Below are 18,453 nucleotides of genomic sequence, written 5' to 3' on the forward strand. Positions count from 1 at the left end.
TTGTTATGGTGTAAATACAGAAACTGAAACTTTTTCAGGGCAATTGGTAGCTTTTATCAGTTGCCCTTTATTGTTTTCTATAATGTAAAAACTACACGGTTTACTTTTGGTATCGCTTTTAGAGAATAATACATTTCCCTCGCCAAAATAAGAATAGAATATTACAGAATCTTTATCTTTTTCTATTTGGCTTTGCAATTCTGGGCTGAGTTCCATCGGTTTTGTTCTTAATTCCTTAAGTACCCTGCAGTTTGGTAAATAGCAAAACTCTAAACTTTTATCACCCGATTTTTTCTTTAAAATAAATACAAAAAAAAGCAATCCGATGGAAAGTCCTACCAAGTACCATCCTAAGCGTTTAATAAATCCGGTCATTTATTTTAAAAAATCAAAAAATTAATATCGTTGTAAGAAAGTCCAAACCAATCGCCTACGCTTTTATTGGTCAAGATGCCATGATACATGTACAAACCATTACGTAAACCTCTATCAAAACGTAAGGAATGCTCTAATCCACCATCCTCGCCAATTTTTAATAGATAGGGTGTAAATATATTACTGATAGATATACTAGCTGTTCTGGGGTATCTAGAAGGTATATTGGGCACGCCATAATGCACTACACCAAATTTTTCCACTGTTGGTTTATCGTGATTAGTAATTTCTGTGGTTTCAAAGCAGCCCCCCATATCTATACTAACATCAATTATAACAGCTCCTTTTTTCATGTGTTCCACCATGGTAGAGGTAACTAATACTGGAGAGCGGTCTTTGCCTCTAACGGCACCAATGGCAACATCGCAACGTTTTAATGCTTTTAATAGGTTTTTCGGCTGTATAGTAGAGGTGTAAATCGTCTGGTGCAAGTTGGTTTGTATGTTACGCAACTTGGTAATGCTATTATCAAAAACCTTAATATTAGCTCCTAAGCCTAGTGCAGAACGAGCAGCAAATTCACCAACCGTTCCTGCTCCAATAATAACCACTTCCACGGGAGATACACCACTTATATTCCCAAACATAAGTCCATTGCCATCACTAGTAGCAGCCATTAATTCTGCAGCAATTAACACAGAAGAAGTGCCAGCGATTTCACTTAACGAACGGACTGCCGGGTATTTACCATCTTCATCTCTAATATATTCAAATGCAATGGCCGTGATGCGCTTTTTGGCAAGTGCTTCAAAATATTTTTTGGTTTGTGTCTTAATCTGTAAAGCAGAAATAATGATGGCTTGCGGATTCATTAACTCTATTTCCGCTATACTGGGTGGTTCTACTTTTAGAAGAATAGGGCAGGAGAACACTTTTTTCTGGTCGTTGGTTACTTCTGCTCCGGCATTAGTATAATCTGCATCTGAATAATTAGCGCCTTCACCAGCACCAGATTCTATGAGGACACGGTGACCGTTTGCTGTAATAGCATTTACAGCATCTGGAGTAAGGCAGATACGTTTTTCTTGGTATTGATTTTCCTTAGGTAGACCTATGAATAACTCTCCTTTTTGTTTTAATAACTCTAGCGTTTCTTCTTGTGGTAAAAGCTGTTGCTTGCTAAAAGGAAAAGCAGGTTGGTCCATAAATAGTATTCTGTTAGCTTAGTGTTTTACTAAAGAAACAAATTTACATTTTTTTTAAGAGGGCAGCTTTTTGCTCCTCTAACTTTTCCCATTCTTTACGCAAGGCCTTTTTTTCTTCCAAAAACTTTAACTCCTCATCCATAGCCTTAAGGTCAATGCCGTGTACGTATTTGTCATATAGTTTTAAACGTATTAAATAAACGAATGGAATTATTATAACACAAATAGGTAGTATCCATAATAAATTATCAGTATCTATAACAGCTTCACCTTCCGAGGATGATATATATAATTCAAATAATTGAAAGGAATACATTATAATTGGAATTAGAATAATATGATACCACCAATGCTTACAGGTGAAAAACCAAATAATAAGAAGGTAAAATGGTACTAATTTTGTCAATAGATACCACATCAGAGTAGATAATTGAACAAATCCATTTGGCGATAATGTAAACCATAATAATTTCAATGTCTTACCTTCTTCGCTAGGAAAATATTCATAAGATTTGAAAATAAACGGTGAGAGTGCAATCAAGAAGGCTAAAAATGTTTCTAAAATCAATTTGTTTTTAGTTTTTATCTTAACTGAGTTATTGTTCATCGTTATGTTCTTTACTGAATTGATTAAACGAAAAAAGGATGATAAAATTATCATCCTTTAAAATTTGTTTGTCCAATAAATTACCTTGGTCCAATTTTTCCAATCGTACCTTTTTTAATGTTGGTATTTTGCTCAGTCAATATCGTAGTAGACAAAGAAGATGCTACTAGCGTTACTACTGCCAAAAGACCAAAAATTAGTTTTTTAGTGTTCATCGTACTAAATTTTTGGTTAATAAATGATTTGAATAATCCCCTACAATTTAAGAAAATATTTCATTAACAATGCATTTCGTCGACAAAAAATGACAGTTTAACTGAAAATTTAACCGTTAATCGAGGGAACTAATTACTAGTGAAGATAGAAAAAGTCTTATTTATCAAAGTTAGTATTCGACAGTCCGCACTGATTCTTCGACGAACTGCAAATACACATCTCTTTTTATTTCTGGGAGTAGATTTTCAATTTTTTCTGGCCACTCAATAAATACATGCACGCCAGAATCTAAATATTCTTCTAGGCCTAAATCTAGGGCTTCTTCCTCATGATTGAGTCTATAAAAATCAAAATGATAGGCTACTAATTCACCTTGCTTGTTGTGGTATTCGTTTACAATACCAAAGGTTGGACTATTACCTGCGTCTATGGCACCTAATAACTGAACCATTTCCTTAATAGTAGTAGTTTTTCCAGTTCCCATTTCCCCATGGAAACAAATTATTCTTTCTGGTATGTGGGTTAAAAGTTGTTGGGCAATATTTTTTACTTCAGTTTTATTAAAACGTATTTGCTTCATTTTATTTGGGTTCTAATACAACAAATGGAATAATCATTTCTTCTAAAGAAATACCGCCATGTTGGTAGGTATTTCTGTAATAGCTAACATAGTGGTTGTAGTTATTAGGGTAAGCAAAAAACATATCGTTCTTCGCAAAAATATAAGAGCTACTCACATTAATATTGGGTAAATGCACTTGTGCAGGTTCTTTTGCAGCTAAAACTTCTTTGTCATTAAAAGTTAGACTCTTTCCAGTTTTGTAGCGCAAATTTAAGCTTGTGTCTCTATCACCAATAACTTTGCTAGGTTGCTTCACATTTATAGTACCATGGTCTGTGGTTATAATAAGTTTTAGTCCTAGTTGTTGTGCTTGCTGTATCATCTCTAATAAAGGGCTGTTTTTAAACCAACTTAAGGTAAGAGAGCGGTACGCTTTGTCATTACCGGCAAGTTCACGTATCACCTCCATTTCTGTTTTAGCGTGAGAAAGCATGTCTACAAAGTTGTAGACTACTACGGTAAGGTCGTTCTCTTTTTGGGATTTAAAGTCTTTTGCGAGTTGCTTTCCTTGTTTTAGGCTGCTGATTTTGTGGTATTCCCATTGCAATTGCAGTCCTAACCTTTTTAATTGTGCACCTAGAAAATCGGCCTCATGTAAATTTTTACCTCCATCATCCGTATCGTTTTTCCACCATTCTGGATGTCGTTTTTCCATCGCCAAAGGTGTAAGTCCAGAGAAGATTGCATTTCTGGCGTATTGGGTGGCCGTTGGTAGAATGGAAAAATAGGGGGTTTCTGATTTCTTTTTGTAAAAAGGATGTAGGGTTTCTTCAAAAGCCAACCACTGATCGTATCTTAAATTATCTACAACCACCATTAAGGTCTTTTGTCCTTTAAGTTCTGGGGTTACTAATTTCTTAAAAAGCGTGTGACTCAAAACGGGGCCATCTTCATCAAACCAATTACGATAATTTTTATCTACGAATTTGCTAAACTGATTGTTGGCTTCTATTTTTTGGGATTCTAAAATTTCAGCCATGCTCGTATCTTCTATTTCTTCTAGCTGTAATTCCCAATATATTAACCGCTTGTACATTTCTGCCCATTCATCACAACAATTCACCATAGAAAGGTCCATAGCAATTTTTCTGAACTCCTGCTGGTAATTTGCAGTAGTACGTTCAGAAACCAGTCTAGATAAATCTAAATTCTTTTTTAAAGAAAGTAGAATTTGATTTGGATTTACTGGCTTAATAAGGTAATCGGCTATTTTACTGCCAATAGCCTCTTCCATAATATACTCTTCCTCACTTTTAGTTATCATCACCACAGGTAAGTTAGAGTCTATTTGTTTTAACTCAGCCAACGTTTCTAAGCCGCTAATTCCAGGCATGTTTTCATCTAAAAAAACAATATCAAATTGTTGTTCGCGGATGGCTTCAAGAGCCTCTTGTCCACTAGGGGCGGTAGCCACCTGGTAATTTTTCTTTTCTAAAAATAAAATATGAGGTTTAAGTAGGTCTATTTCATCATCTACCCATAAAATGGAAATTTTTCTCATTTATAGCGCCTTAAGTGTCTAATTAATACAAATTGTTTCGTTTTTGGTGTTTGGCAAGGCTAGATTGCAAAGAAATAAAGATTTATAAATACAGTGCCTTATCTTTGCAATTTAAAAATAAAAACCTTGGCACAGACCAACAAGCTTAAGATATTCAATGACCCTATTTATGGGTTTATCAGCACCCCAAACGAACTCATTTTTAATTTAATTGCACACCCTTACTTTCAGCGACTACGCCGTATTAGTCAGATGGGGTTATCTTATTTAGTGTATCCCGGAGCCCACCACACCCGGTTTCATCATGCGTTAGGTTGCATGCATTTAATGCGTAAAGCAGTAGAAATATTACGTTTTAAACAAGTGCCTATTACGGAAGAAGAAGAAAATGGTCTCTTATGTGCCATATTATTGCATGATATAGGTCATGGACCTTTTAGCCATGCCTTAGAACATCATTTGGTTTTAGGATTGCATCATGAAGAGTTGTCTTTAAAATTGATGGAACAGTTAAATGATGAATTTGAGGGTGCGCTAGATATGGCTATTACTATATTTAAAAAGCAGCATCCAAAGAAATTTTTAAATCAACTCGTATCCAGTCAGCTAGATATGGATCGTTTGGATTATTTGCGAAGGGATAGTTTCTATACCGGAGTAACAGAAGGTAATATTAGTTCTGAACGTTTAATCACGATGCTCAACGTTAAGCAAAATGAATTAGTCGTAGAAGAAAAGGGTTTGTACTCCGTAGAGAAATTTTTAATGGCTAGGCGATTTATGTATTGGCAAGCCTATTTGCATAAAACGAGTTTAGTAGCAGAACAGCTATTGGTAAGAGTGATACAACGGGGTAGAGAACTGTATAATAAAGGAGTTGAACTACATGCTTCACCCGTATTAATGTATTTTATGGAACGAAAATCTACTACTGATATGGACGCTACAGCTCTAGAGTATTTTTCTAGATTGGATGATGTAGATGTACTTTCTGCATTAAAGTCGTGGCAGTTTCATCCCGATTTTGTGTTGTCAGAATTGTCAAAAATCATTCTAAATCGGAATTTGTTAAAGATTAAGTTGAAGAAAAAGCCTCTGAATGAAGAAAAGTTTCAACAAAAAAGGGAAGAATACAAAAAGAGTTTTGGTTTAAATGATACAGAAGTAGATTATTTAGTTTTCAAAGGGGAAATTAGCAATCAGGCCTATGACGCTGATGATCAGAACATCATGATTTTAGCTAAAAATGGTAAGCTTATTGATGTTGCAAGAGCATCAGACCATCTAAATTTAAAAGCCCTGTCTGAGCGTGTGGTAAAATATTATGCCTGTTACCCCAAAGCAAGCGTTTAACAAATTTTCTTACTTTTGCGCCAATGAAATTTACAGCTACTCAAATTGCCGGGATATTAGATGGTGAGGTTCATGGAAATCCGGAAATAGCCGTTCATAAACTTTCTAAAATAGAAGAAGGGGAGATTGGCTCGTTAACGTTTTTGGCTAATCCTAAGTATACACACTTTATCTACACTACCAAAGCTTCAATTACCATAGTAAATAAGGATTTTGAGCCAGAACAGGCTATAGATACCACTCTTATTAAGGTAGAAGATGCATACACTAGCTTTTCTAAATTACTTGAATATTACAATCAGGTAAAAAATAATAAGGTAGGTGTAGAGCAACCATCTTTTATAGCTGAAAGCGCCACCTTTGGAGAACAATTGTATGTTGGTGCCTTTGCTTACATTGGAGAGAATGTAAGGCTAGGATCTAATGTAAAGATTTACCCTAATGCCTTTATTGGTGATAATGTTGTTATTGGAGACAACACAAGCATATTTGCCGGTGCTAAAATTCAGTCAGACTGCTTTGTTGGCAACAATTGCGTGGTACATAGTGGGGCTATTATTGGAGCAGATGGTTTTGGATTTACACCTAATGAAAAAGGAGAATATAATAAGGTGCCACAAACGGGAAATGTAATTTTAGAAGATAATGTAGATGTAGGGGCTGGTACTACAATTGATAGAGCCACTTTAGGGTCTACCATACTTAGAAAAGGAGTAAAACTAGACAATCAGATACAGATAGCACATAATGTAGAGATTGGTGAACATACCGCTATTGCTGCGCAAACAGGTATTGCCGGATCTACTAAAATTGGTAAACATTGTCTAATTGGTGGGCAGGTGGGTATAGTTGGGCATATTACTATAGGTGACCGCGTTAAGATACAAGCACAATCTGGTATCGGGCGTAATGTTAAAGATGATGAAGTTTTACAAGGTTCTCCAGCATTAAACTACGGAGATTATAATAAATCTTACGTTCATTTTAAGAACTTACCTAAAATAGTCAATAAAATTTCTGAATTAGAAAAGAAAAGCTGACCATGGAAGTCATAAAAACAAATCAAAAAACAATAGCAAAATCTATAACCCTAACAGGCGTTGGGTTGCATACAGGCCAAGATGTGACTATGACCTTTTTACCAGCGGAACCAAATCATGGTTATGCGTTTAAGAGGGTGGACTTAGAGGGTGAACCAATAATTGAAGCTGACGCTAGTTATGTGGTTAATACTCAAAGAGGCACCAATCTGGAAAAGAGAGGGGTAATGATACAGACTTCTGAACACGTTTTAGCGGCGCTAGTTGGTTTAGGTATAGATAATGTATTAATAGAGTTAAATGCACCAGAGCCACCTATTATGGATGGTTCTTCTAAATATTTTGTAGAAGCCATAGAAAAGGCAGGTATTGTAGCACAAGAAGCAGAGAGAGAAGAGTATGTAGTTAAAAATGTGATTAGCTATCGCGATGAAAATACGGGCAGTGAAATCACGATAATACCTTCTGATACCTACCAAATAACCACTATGGTCGATTTTGGCACTAAGGTATTAGGTACACAAAATGCTACTTTGGAGCGCATGTCAGATTTTAAGGATGAAATTTCTTACGCGCGTACTTTTAGTTTTTTACATGAGTTAGAGGCACTTTTAGAGCATGGACTTATTAAAGGGGGCGATTTAAACAATGCCATTGTTTATGTAGATAAGGAAATTTCTGAAGCTACCATGAAAAAGCTTGAAAAGGCTTTTAATAAAGAAAAGCTTTCTGTAAAACCTAATGGTATTTTAGATAATCTTACGTTACATCAACCAAATGAAGCTGCAAGACATAAATTACTAGATGTAATTGGCGATTTGGCTTTAATTGGGACGCCTATAAGAGGTAAGGTCATAGCCAATAAGCCTGGGCATTTTGTGAATACCCAATTTGCAAAAAAACTTCAAAAAATAATCAAGCAAGAACGTAGGAATAACGTTCCAGATGTGGATTTACATGCTAAACCCGTTAAGGATGTAAATCAAATTATGGAAATGCTGCCTCATAGACCACCATTTTTATTGGTAGATAAAATATTGGAGCTTTCTGACAAGCATGTGATTGGTGTTAAAAACGTTACCATGAACGAACCTTTTTTTGTTGGTCATTTTCCTGGAGCACCTGTTATGCCTGGTGTTCTACAGGTAGAGGCTATGGCGCAAACAGGGGGTATCTTGGTTTTAAGTACTGTTCCTGACCCAGAAAATTACTTGACCTTTTTTATGAAGATAGACAAGGTGAAGTTTAAACAACAAGTGCTACCGGGAGATACATTGATTTTTAAGTGCGACTTAATATCGCCTATACGCAGAGGAATTTGTCATATGCAAGCGTATGCATACGCTAACGGTCGTTTGGTATCAGAAGCGGAACTAATGGCACAGATTGTAAAAACTAAAGGAAACTAAGAAATGAATCAGCCATTAGCATATGTTCATCCTGGGGCAAAAATTGCCAAAAATGTGGTTATAGAACCTTTTACCACCATACATAACAATGTTACTATTGGAGAGGGCTCTTGGATAGGTTCTAATGTAACCATTATGGAAGGCGCCAGAATTGGTAAAAATTGTAATATTTTCCCTGGCTCGGTTATATCTGCAATGCCACAAGACTTAAAATATCAAGGTGAAGAAACTACGGTTATTATTGGAGACAATACAACCATTAGAGAGTGTGTTACCATAAATAAAGGTACGAGTGACCGCATGAAAACGGTCATTGGAAATAATTGTCTTATCATGGCGTATAGCCATGTGGCTCATGATTGTTTTGTTGGTAATGGTTGTATTTTTAGTAACAATTCCACTTTAGCAGGTCATGTAACTATTGGAGATAATGTTGTTTTGGCAGGTATGGTGGCAGTACATCAGTTTGTATCTGTAGGGCAGCATGCTTTTGTAACGGGTGGTTCTTTGGTGCGTAAAGACGTACCTCCTTTTGTAAAAGCGGCTCGTGAACCTCTATCTTATGTAGGTATAAACTCTATCGGACTACGAAGAAGAGGGTTCGATGCGGCGAAGATTAGAGAAATTCAGAATATTTATAGATTTCTATATCAAAAAAATTATAACAACTCGCAAGCTGCAGAAATTATAGAAGCAGAGATGGAGGCTACTCCAGAGCGAGATGAAATACTTCAATTTATTCGTGATTCCCAGCGAGGAATTATGAAAGGTTATTTTAGCAATAATTAATTTACTATGGCAAGTACATCAGACATTAGAAAAGGATTATGTATCCGTTACAACAATGATATTTATAAAATTATAGAGTTTTTACATGTAAAACCAGGTAAAGGTCCAGCGTTTGTAAGAACTAAATTAAAAAGCGTTACTTCTGGTAAGGTTATAGACAATACATTTTCTTCTGGTCATAAAATAGAAGATGTTAGGGTAGAAACGCGTTCCTATCAATTTTTATACCCAGAAGGGGATACGTTCCATTTTATGAATACGGATGATTACAATCAGATTGCACTGCAAAAAGATAATTTAGATACACCAGAACTTTTGAAGGAAGGAGAAGTGGTGACTATTATTTTTAATGCAGAGGATCAAATGCCCTTATCTGTAGATATGCCTGCTAGTGTAATTTTAGAAGTAACACACACAGAACCAGGGGTGAAAGGGAATACAGCAACTAATGCTACTAAGCCCGCAACTGTAGAAACAGGAGCGCGTATAAATGTGCCATTGTTTATTAATGAGGGTGATAAGATTAAGGTAGATACAGAAAAGGGTGCGTATATGGAACGTGCTAAATAATAAGCATGAAGTTTCCTAAACCGTATCAATTGCAAGAAATTGCTGCTTTAATCGGAACCGAATTTGTTGGTGCTCCAGAATTCCAGGTTTTAGGTATGAACGAAATTCATGTAGTAGAACCTGGAGACATTGTTTTTGTAGATCATCCTAAGTATTATGATAAAGCCTTAGAGTCTAAGGCCACTACGATTCTTATAAACAAAAAGGTAGATTGTCCGCCAGGTAAAGCCTTGTTACTTTCTGATGATCCGTTTAGAGATTTTAACAAACTTACCAATCACTTTAATCCTTTTGTGGCAGCAAAAGCTGTTATTTCTGACTCTGCAGTAATTGGAGAAGGTACGGTAATACAACCCAATGCTTTTATCGGCAATAATGTAGTAATAGGAAAGAATAGCGTTATTCACGCTAACGTTACTATTTATGACGGTAGTATTATTGGTGATCATGTTACAATCCATTCTGGTACCGTTTTAGGAGCCGATGCTTTTTATTATAAAAATAGACCTGAGGGCTTTGATAAATTAATATCAGGAGGTAGGGTTATTATAGAGAATAATGTAGATATCGGTGCAGGATGTACTATTGATAGAGGAGTTACTGGAGATACTACAATTAAAGAGGGCACTAAGCTAGACAATCAAATACAAATAGGACATGATACCGTCATTGGCAAAAAGTGCCTTATTGCTTCTCAATGTGGTATTGCCGGCTGTGTAGTGGTAGAAGACGAAGTAACAATCTGGGGGCAAGTTGGGATTATTAGTGGTATTACTATAGGTAAAAAATCAGTAATTCTTGCCCAAGCAGGGATATCTAAATCTTTAGAAGGTGGTAAAACGTACTTTGGAAGTCCTGCAGAAGAGGCGCGGGAACGTCTAAAACAATTGGCACACGTAAAGCAAATTCCCAGAATAATTGAAAAATTAAACAACATTTAAAAAGCTAGGTTTTAATATTCTTAGTGAATAGCATATTTTTGTTCAACTTACAAACAAGATACTATGAGCGTTTTAGTCAACAAAGACTCAAAAATAATTGTACAGGGCTTCACAGGAAGTGAAGGAACTTTTCATGCAGAGCAAATGATTGAATACGGAACCAACATTGTTGGTGGTGTTACTCCAGGTAAAGGAGGTCAAGAACATTTGGGAAAACCTGTTTTTAATACTGTATCAGAAGCAGTAGAAAAAGTTGGTACAGATACTACAATTATTTTTGTACCGCCAGCATTTGCTGCTGATGCTATTATGGAAGCTGCTGATGCAGGTATAAAAGTAATTATAACTATTACAGAAGGAATACCTGTAGCAGATATGGTTAAAGCTAATAATTACATCAAAAATAAAGGATGTAGATTAGTTGGTCCTAACTGTCCAGGGGTAATAACTCCAGAAGAAGCAAAAGTTGGTATTATGCCAGGTTTTGTATTTAAAAAAGGAGGCGTAGGTATTGTTTCTAAGTCTGGAACGTTAACATATGAAGCTTCTGACCAAGTGGTGCGTCAAGGATTGGGTATCTCAACAGCTATTGGTATTGGGGGCGACCCAATTATTGGGACTACTACTAAAGAAGCTTTAGAATTATTGGTGAATGACCCAGAAACTACTTGTGTTGTGATGATAGGCGAAATTGGTGGTCAGTTAGAAGCTGAAGCTGCTAGATGGTATAAAGAAAGTGGCAGTGATAAACCCGTAGTTGGCTTTATTGCTGGTGAAACAGCTCCTGCAGGTAGAACCATGGGGCATGCCGGTGCTATAGTTGGCGGTAGCGATGATACTGCTCAAGCTAAAAAGCGCATTATGAGTGAATGTGGAATCCATGTGGTAGACAGTCCTGCAGAGATTGGAGTAAAAGTTAAAGAAGTTGTAAGTTAATTGCTCAACAACAGTTATATAAGTACTTTAAAGCCGTTAGGAGTAACCTAACGGCTTTTTTTATATCAATCATTACATCACTATTATGAAAAAAACGTTCTTCTTCGGAATGCTAGTTCTTCTATTGGTATTTCAATCTTGCAAAAAAAAAATTGATAAACAGGGGTTTGCGGAAGTTCAGCAAACAGATATTAATGGGTTTACGTACACTACTGTTAGTAATGACCCTACAGGAACTCGTATCTATAAACTAGAAAATGGTCTTACGGTTTACTTAAGCAAAAATACTGCTGAACCAAAAATACAAACCTTTGTACCAGTAAGGGCCGGTTCTGTATATGACCCAAAAGATAATACAGGTCTAGCTCATTACTTAGAGCATATGATGTTTAAAGGAACTTCTAAATTTGGTACGTCGGATTGGGAAACTGAGAAAATACTTTTAGATTCTATTTCTAACTTATACGAATTGCACAAAGCAGAAAGTGATGAAGAAAAGAAAAAGGAAATTTATAAGCAAATAGACCAAGTCTCTTACGAAGCTTCTACCGTGTCTATAGCGAATGAGTATGATAAAATGGTAGCCTCTTACGGAGCGCAAGGAACCAATGCATGGACATGGCATGAAGAAACAGTCTATACCAACAAAATTCCCTCTAATGCACTAGAAAAATGGTTAACCTTAGAAAGCGAGCGTTTTGGCGAGTTAGTTCTTAGAATTTTTCATACCGAATTAGAGGCTGTTTATGAGGAGTTTAATCGTAGTCAGGATAATGATTTTAGAAGAGCTAGCTATGCTATGAACGATGCACTTTTCCCGAAGCACCCTTATGGCCAACAGACTACTATTGGTACCTCGGAGCATTTAAAAAACCCTTCTATGGTTGCTATTCGGAATTATTATAACACCTATTACGTACCCAACAACATGGCCGTGATTTTGGTGGGCGATTTGGATTTTGAAAAAACCATACAAATGGTTAATGGGACTTTTGGTAAAATGGAATATAAAGAAGTATCTCATCCAGAAAGACCAACGGAAGACCCATTAACCACTGTTGTAGAGCGCGAAGTTTTTGGACCAGAAACCGAACGTTTAAACATAGCATTTAGAACTCCTGCTATGGGTACAGAGGATGAAATTAAAATTAAGATAATAGATATGATTTTGAGCAATTCTACCGCGGGTTTAATCGATTTAAATTTAAATAAAGCTCAAAAAGTACAACAATCTGGTAGTTATACGCAATTTTTGAATGATTATGGAATGCATGTGTTTTATGGTAGTCCAAAGTCTGGTCAAACTTTAGAAGAAGTTAAGGATTTACTATTAGGCCAGATAGAAGAGGTTAAAAAAGGAAATTTTGATGATTGGCTGACAGATGCAGTGGTGAACGATTTAAAATTGCAGAAAATGAAAAACTATGAAGACGCTTCTAATGTAGCTTATGATTTGGTAGAATCTTTTGTTCATTTTCAAGATTGGAAGGATAGGGTTGCACTTTTAGATAAAATGAAAAAGGTATCTAAAGAAGAACTCGTTGCTTTTGCTAATGAATTTTATAAAGACAATTATGTAGTGGTTTATAAAAGACAAGGTGAACCTTCTAACGTAGTTAAGGTAGAAAATCCAGGTATTACTCCTGTTGAATTAAATCGTGATAAAAAGTCAGATTTCTTTGTACAATTAGATAGTGTACAAATGCCAAAATTAGAGCCAGTTTTCATCGATTATGAAAAAGCAATAACCAATAGTGAAGTAAACAACGTGCCGCTTTCGTATGTCGCCAATGAAAGGAACGATTTAATGGAACTGAATCTCATTTTTGATATGGGTAGTGAACATAATAAACAATTACCTATCGCACTTAACTATTTAGAATATTTAGGAACAGACCAAATGTCTGCAGAAGATATTAGTAAGGAATTTTATAAACTTGGCGTAGATTATGGCGTACGCACAAGTGGTGAGCAAACGGTAATCTATTTAAGCGGCCTAAGAGAAAATTTAAGTGAAGGCTTACGACTTTTAGAAGATTTATGGGCTAATGCAGTACCCAACCAAGAAGCATATGATAAATATGTTTTAAAAATTGCTAAAAGTAGAGAAGAAACCAAGGCCAATAAAGGGGCAATTCTTTGGAATGGCTTATTTAGTTATGGTCAATACGGAGAGAATTCCCCAACCAGAGATATCTATACCATAAATGAGTTAAAGCAAATGCAACCTCAGACATTAGTAGACCTTATAAAAGGCTTAAAAGAATACAAGCATCGGTTCTTTTATTATGGCAGAGATATAGAGGAAGCTAAAACGGCCATTGCTGCATACCATAAGATTACGGATTTAAAACCCTATCCTGCTAAAAAAGAGTATAGTAAACAAGACACAGGAGATAATGTTTTCTTTACCAATTATGATATGGTCCAGGCAGAAATGGTGTTCTTAGGAAAAGGAAACACTTTTGATGCCAACCAGATGGCAAAGGCACAAGTGTTTAATTCATATTTTGGTTCTGGATTATCCTCTATTGTTTTTCAAGAAATAAGAGAATCTCAATCCCTTGCATACGCTGCTTTTTCTGCGCACAGTTTAGCGTCTAAAAAAGGTGAACCCAACTATACTTACGCATACATTGGTACTCAGGCAAATAAATTAAACCAGGCAGTAGATGCTATGTTAGATTTAATGACAGAAATGCCAGAAGTGCAAGCCAATTTTGACGCTGCTAAAGAAGCCACTTTAAATAAAATGGCTGCAGAAAGAGTATTAGATAAAGATATTTTTTGGAATTATGAGTCTTTAAAGAAGCGTGGTATTAGAGAAAATAACGCAAAAGCTATTTATGACGAAGTAGCACAAATGGAACTTAATGATTTAGCAACTTTCTTTACAGACAACATTGCAGAAACAGATTATACTTTACTTGTTGTTGGGAATAAGAACGACTTGGATGTTAAAGCATTAGAAAAACTAGGTAAAGTAAAAGAATTGGATGTAGATTATCTGTTTAATTATGAAACACCTCCACCAATAAAAGATTAAGAACTTATTTAAAGGCCCTGTTTTTCAACAGGGTTTTTAATTTGATATATTTGCCCTCCAACTATTAAACAATTAAGATGAAATTACTTCAAGATAAAAATGTAATTATTACTGGTGCCAGTAGAGGCATTGGTAAGGGTATTGCAGAAGTTTTTGCTAAGCATGGAGCTAATGTTGCCTTTACGTATAGTTCTAGCGAAGCCCCAGCTTTGGAACTAGAAAAAGAATTAACCGCTTTAGGGGTTAAAGCAAAAGCTTATAAGAGTAATGCGGCAGATTTTACTGAGGCAGAAAAGCTAGTAGCAGATGTATTAGCAGATTTTGGAGGTATAGATGTTCTGATTAACAATGCGGGTATTACCAAAGACAACTTGTTAATGCGTATGGGAGAAGATGATTTTGACAAGGTGATAGAAGTAAACCTTAAATCTGTTTTTAACATGACAAAAGCGGTACAACGTACTTTTTTAAAACAGCGTAAAGGTTCTATCATTAACATGAGTAGCGTTGTTGGGGTAAAAGGAAATGCAGGCCAAACCAACTATGCGGCTTCTAAAGCAGGAATGATTGGTTTTACTAAATCTGTGGCGTTAGAATTAGGTTCTAGAAACATACGTTGTAATGCCATTGCTCCAGGTTTTATAGAAACCGAAATGACGGATAAGTTAGATGAAAAAACGGTGCAAGGATGGAGAGATGGTATTCCTTTAAAAAGAGGAGGGGCTCCAGAAGATGTAGCTAATGCTTGTTTGTTTTTTGCTTCGGACTTATCTGCATATGTTACTGGGCAAGTGTTGAACGTAGACGGTGGTATGCTAACCTAATTTTTTTTTAATGAATAATTATACCGTGTTGCTTTTAATTTCAGCCATTTTAGTGGCTTTTGCAATTTCGGTATTTCAATATTACTATAAAACAAAGCGGTCTAAAGTAAATATCTTGTTGGCCGCTTTGCGTTTTATATCTCTTCTCATTCTGTTGGTATTGTTAGTTAACCCCAAGTACAGCAAAAGAACAACAAGCATAGAAAAAGTAAATTTACTGGTACTCACAGATAATAGCGGTTCCATTGTAAAATTGTCAGGAGCTAATGATGTTTTGCTAGGCACCCAATTTATTTCTAAAGATTCAAAACTATCCGAACGTTTTTCTACACATCAATTTACCATTGCTGATGGATTAGATATTAGGGATAGTTTAGCTTTTACGGCGACCCAAACCAATTTACAAGAAGGATTAAAAGAGCTTCACCAAGCCTATACAGGTACACAAAGTGCCGTTGTTTTATTTACCGATGGAAATCAAAATGTTGGTAGCGATTACCAATTTGAAACCTTTTCGGACAATTTTAAAATATTTCCTGTGGTAGTAGGGGATACAACAACCTATACAGATGTAAGAATTGCAAATATCAATAGCAATAAATTTGCTTTTCTAGGTAATAAATTTCCGGTTGAAACAACAATAGTATATTCTGGGAGCTCAACCATTAATACTACAGCAAGTATATCTGTAAATGGCAGCAAAGTGTATCAAGAACGCATCACTCTAAATAGTCAGCAGAACACAAAAAAACTTTCTACACTTATTGAAGCAAAATCTGTAGGAATTAAACCTATTACCATTTCCGTTGCAGCTCTGGAGAATGAAAAAAACACCGTAAATAATCATAAAACTTCCTATGTAGAAGTCATAGATGAACGGACTAAAATAGGAATTGTATCCAATTATAAACACCCAGATATTGGAGCTCTCACAAAATCAATATCCAGTAATGAACAAAGAGATGTACAATTGCTAGGTGCTACTCCCACTGCAGAGGAATTAGAAGATATGAGTCTTTTGGTTCTTTTTAATCCTACAAGAACCCAGTTGCCAGTAATTAACCAAATTAAGAATAGAGGTCTGAGCAGTTTTTTTATTTTGGGACCCAAAACGGATTGGAGTTTTATTAATGAACTAGAATTGGGGTTTACTAAGGAAGATTTAAATCAAACAGAAGAACTGTTACCAGTTAAAAATGCAGGTTTTTCTCTTTTTGATAGTGCAGCATTTACTTTAGAAGATTATCCGCCACTTGCTGGTAATCTTGGAGAGGTAGAAATCACAAAAGAATATGATTTAATTAGCACGCAAAGTATCCGTGGAGTGAATTTAAACGAACCGTTGTTTTTTGTAATGAAAGAACCACAGAAAACTGCAGTTTTAATGGGGAATGATCTATGGAAATGGCGAATGCAAAGCTTTAGAAACACTCAAAACTTTGACAATTTTGACCAGTTTATAGGGAAGCTTATATTTTATCTGGCAAATGATAAAGCAAAAGGTAGATTGCAACTTACATATGATAATACCTATGCAAATGCCGCTACTGCAAAGCTATATGCTACATTTTATGATAATAGTTTTAGATTAACAACAACTAAGAATCTTACCATTAAAGTTTCAGGAAAAGATGTTGATTTTGAACAATTTTTGCCAATGATTGTCTCTAATGGACAATTTGAGGTAGATTTGAGTCATTTGCCTCAGGGCGAATTTGTTTTTACTGTTACAGAACAAGAGGAACGCATTTCTAAAAGTGGAATGTTCAGGATTTTAGATTTCGATTTAGAAGGGCAACTACTTTCTGCGGATTATAAAAAATTAGAACAATTGGCATCGAATACCAAGGGAAAGCTTTTTTATCCCAATCAATTGCAAGAACTTAAGCAGCTATTACTTACAGAAAACCAATTTACGCCTATACAAAAAAGCCATAAAAATATGGTACCTTTAATAGATTTTCAATGGCTATTAGGCCTCTTAGCTCTTAGTTTAGCTGTAGAGTGGTTTATTAGAAAATATCACGGATTACTATAAATTAAACTATATACCATGGACAGATTACCTAAGATTGGGATACCAGTCGTTGTTGGAATAATTATTCTATTTATTCTAATTTCTAAAGCAGCAATAACCATAGATTCCGGACATGCCGGTGTTTTATACACATTAGGGAGTGGGGTAGACCCAAACAAACCTCCATTAGGTGAAGGTCTACATTTTGTAGCTCCTTGGAATTCTGTTATTGAGTACGAGGTAAGGCAGCAAGAGGAACCAGAAACTATGTCTGTGCTTTCTTCTAATGGTCTAGATATTAAACTAGACGCATCAGTTTTATATCAACCAGAGTATGAAAATTTGGGAAGATTACACAAAGAAAAAGGTCAAGATTACTTAGTTAGAGTACTAAAGCCTGCCGTAAGAAGTGCGGCGCGTAGTGTAGTAGGCAGGTACACGCCAGAACAGTTGTATTCTAGTAAAAGAGATGCCATTCAGAATGAGATTTTTGAAGAGACAAAAAGCATTGTTCAATCTCAATTTATTCAACTCAATAGCATCTTAATTAGAGATGTAACCTTGCCACCAACAATAAAAGAGGCTATTGAGCGCAAACTAAAGCAAGAACAAGAGTCATTAGAATACGAATTTAGATTGGTAACAGCTCAAAAAGAAGCAGAAAAAGTACGTATAGAAGCGCAGGGTAAAGCAGACGCCAATAAAATTTTAAGTGCTTCTTTAACAGATAAAATTCTACAGGACAAAGGAATAGAAGCTACGTTAGAATTGGCCAAAAGTCCAAATTCTAAAGTAGTTGTGGTAGGTTCTGGAGATGATGGATTACCATTAATTTTAGGAAATAACTAAAATTTTCTTTTTTGTAAAAGATTTTCGTTTTACTTTTGAACCATTATGAAAAGAAACCATGTACATCATCATACTTTTACAATCGCTCAAGCGAGGTAACTGTATTTTGTGTATATCAAAATAATAAAGACCCGTTTGAGCATTCAAACGGGT

17 protein-coding genes are annotated in these 18,453 nt (G+C 35.6%); 11 read left to right on the forward strand and 6 right to left on the reverse strand.

Annotation, left to right across the window (positions count from 1 at the left end):
* Positions 1 to 3: 3 nt before the first annotated feature.
* The 6 genes from HCO57_RS03080 to HCO57_RS03100 form a co-directional block, all read right to left on the reverse strand.
* A complete protein-coding gene (locus HCO57_RS03080; protein WP_167987791.1) occupies positions 4 to 375 on the reverse strand; it encodes a DUF4258 domain-containing protein in 372 nt (123 codons plus the stop codon).
* Positions 376 to 380: 5 nt separating this feature from the next.
* A complete protein-coding gene (locus tag HCO57_RS03085; protein ID WP_167987792.1) occupies positions 381 to 1,580 on the reverse strand; it encodes an alanine dehydrogenase in 1,200 nt (399 codons plus the stop codon).
* Between the two features lie 43 nt (positions 1,581 to 1,623).
* Positions 1,624 to 2,187 (reverse strand): hypothetical protein, encoded by a 564-nt coding sequence (locus HCO57_RS03090; RefSeq protein WP_167987793.1) that lies wholly within the window; start codon positions 2,185 to 2,187, stop codon positions 1,624 to 1,626.
* A gap of 80 nt (positions 2,188 to 2,267) precedes the next feature.
* Positions 2,268 to 2,402, reverse strand: a complete 135-nt coding sequence (locus tag HCO57_RS16715) for a hypothetical protein (protein ID WP_262887803.1) — start codon at positions 2,400 to 2,402, stop codon at positions 2,268 to 2,270.
* Positions 2,403 to 2,572: 170 nt separating this feature from the next.
* The gene (gene tsaE / locus HCO57_RS03095; RefSeq protein WP_167987794.1) at positions 2,573 to 2,983 is read right to left on the reverse strand and encodes a tRNA (adenosine(37)-N6)-threonylcarbamoyltransferase complex ATPase subunit type 1 TsaE; all 411 of its coding nucleotides are present in this window, start codon (positions 2,981 to 2,983) and stop codon (positions 2,573 to 2,575) included.
* Position 2,984: 1 nt separating this feature from the next.
* Positions 2,985 to 4,526, reverse strand: coding sequence for a bifunctional response regulator/alkaline phosphatase family protein (locus HCO57_RS03100; protein ID WP_136949959.1), 1,542 nt, complete (start codon positions 4,524 to 4,526; stop codon positions 2,985 to 2,987).
* A gap of 126 nt (positions 4,527 to 4,652) precedes the next feature.
* Here HCO57_RS03100 and HCO57_RS03105 point away from each other — a divergent pair, with 126 nt between their 5' ends.
* The 11 genes from HCO57_RS03105 (at position 4,653) to HCO57_RS03155 (ending at position 18,300) form a co-directional block, all read left to right on the forward strand.
* Positions 4,653 to 5,879 (forward strand): HD domain-containing protein, encoded by a 1,227-nt coding sequence (locus HCO57_RS03105; RefSeq protein WP_167987795.1) that lies wholly within the window; start codon positions 4,653 to 4,655, stop codon positions 5,877 to 5,879.
* A 23-nt stretch (positions 5,880 to 5,902) separates the two neighbouring features.
* Positions 5,903 to 6,919, forward strand: coding sequence for a UDP-3-O-(3-hydroxymyristoyl)glucosamine N-acyltransferase (gene lpxD / locus HCO57_RS03110; RefSeq protein WP_167987796.1), 1,017 nt, complete (start codon positions 5,903 to 5,905; stop codon positions 6,917 to 6,919).
* Positions 6,920 to 6,921: 2 nt separating this feature from the next.
* Complete coding sequence (locus HCO57_RS03115) at positions 6,922 to 8,328, forward strand: bifunctional UDP-3-O-[3-hydroxymyristoyl] N-acetylglucosamine deacetylase/3-hydroxyacyl-ACP dehydratase (protein WP_167987797.1); 1,407 nt, start codon at positions 6,922 to 6,924, stop codon at positions 8,326 to 8,328.
* Positions 8,329 to 8,331: 3 nt separating this feature from the next.
* Positions 8,332 to 9,117: an acyl-ACP--UDP-N-acetylglucosamine O-acyltransferase gene (gene lpxA, locus HCO57_RS03120; RefSeq protein ID WP_136949955.1), complete on the forward strand. Its 786-nt coding sequence runs from the start codon at positions 8,332 to 8,334 to the stop codon at positions 9,115 to 9,117.
* Between the two features lie 6 nt (positions 9,118 to 9,123).
* Positions 9,124 to 9,687, forward strand: a complete 564-nt coding sequence (efp, locus tag HCO57_RS03125) for an elongation factor P (protein WP_136949954.1) — start codon at positions 9,124 to 9,126, stop codon at positions 9,685 to 9,687.
* Between the two features lie 5 nt (positions 9,688 to 9,692).
* Positions 9,693 to 10,628: a UDP-3-O-(3-hydroxymyristoyl)glucosamine N-acyltransferase gene (locus HCO57_RS03130; RefSeq protein WP_167987798.1), complete on the forward strand. Its 936-nt coding sequence runs from the start codon at positions 9,693 to 9,695 to the stop codon at positions 10,626 to 10,628.
* Positions 10,629 to 10,691: 63 nt separating this feature from the next.
* Positions 10,692 to 11,564: a succinate--CoA ligase subunit alpha gene (sucD, locus tag HCO57_RS03135; RefSeq protein WP_167987799.1), complete on the forward strand. Its 873-nt coding sequence runs from the start codon at positions 10,692 to 10,694 to the stop codon at positions 11,562 to 11,564.
* A gap of 85 nt (positions 11,565 to 11,649) precedes the next feature.
* A complete protein-coding gene (locus HCO57_RS03140) occupies positions 11,650 to 14,610 on the forward strand; it encodes a M16 family metallopeptidase (protein WP_167987800.1) in 2,961 nt (986 codons plus the stop codon).
* Positions 14,611 to 14,687: 77 nt separating this feature from the next.
* Complete coding sequence (gene fabG / locus HCO57_RS03145) at positions 14,688 to 15,434, forward strand: 3-oxoacyl-[acyl-carrier-protein] reductase (protein WP_167987801.1); 747 nt, start codon at positions 14,688 to 14,690, stop codon at positions 15,432 to 15,434.
* 10 nt (positions 15,435 to 15,444) lie between these two features.
* The gene (locus HCO57_RS03150; RefSeq protein ID WP_167987802.1) at positions 15,445 to 17,472 is read left to right on the forward strand and encodes a vWA domain-containing protein; all 2,028 of its coding nucleotides are present in this window, start codon (positions 15,445 to 15,447) and stop codon (positions 17,470 to 17,472) included.
* Between the two features lie 15 nt (positions 17,473 to 17,487).
* A complete protein-coding gene (locus HCO57_RS03155; protein WP_136949948.1) occupies positions 17,488 to 18,300 on the forward strand; it encodes a prohibitin family protein in 813 nt (270 codons plus the stop codon).
* The last annotated feature ends 153 nt before the right edge of the window (positions 18,301 to 18,453 follow it).

Origin of the sequence: Croceivirga sp. JEA036 (assembly GCF_011882165.1) — a bacterium.
Lineage (GTDB): Bacteria > Bacteroidota > Bacteroidia > Flavobacteriales > Flavobacteriaceae > Croceivirga.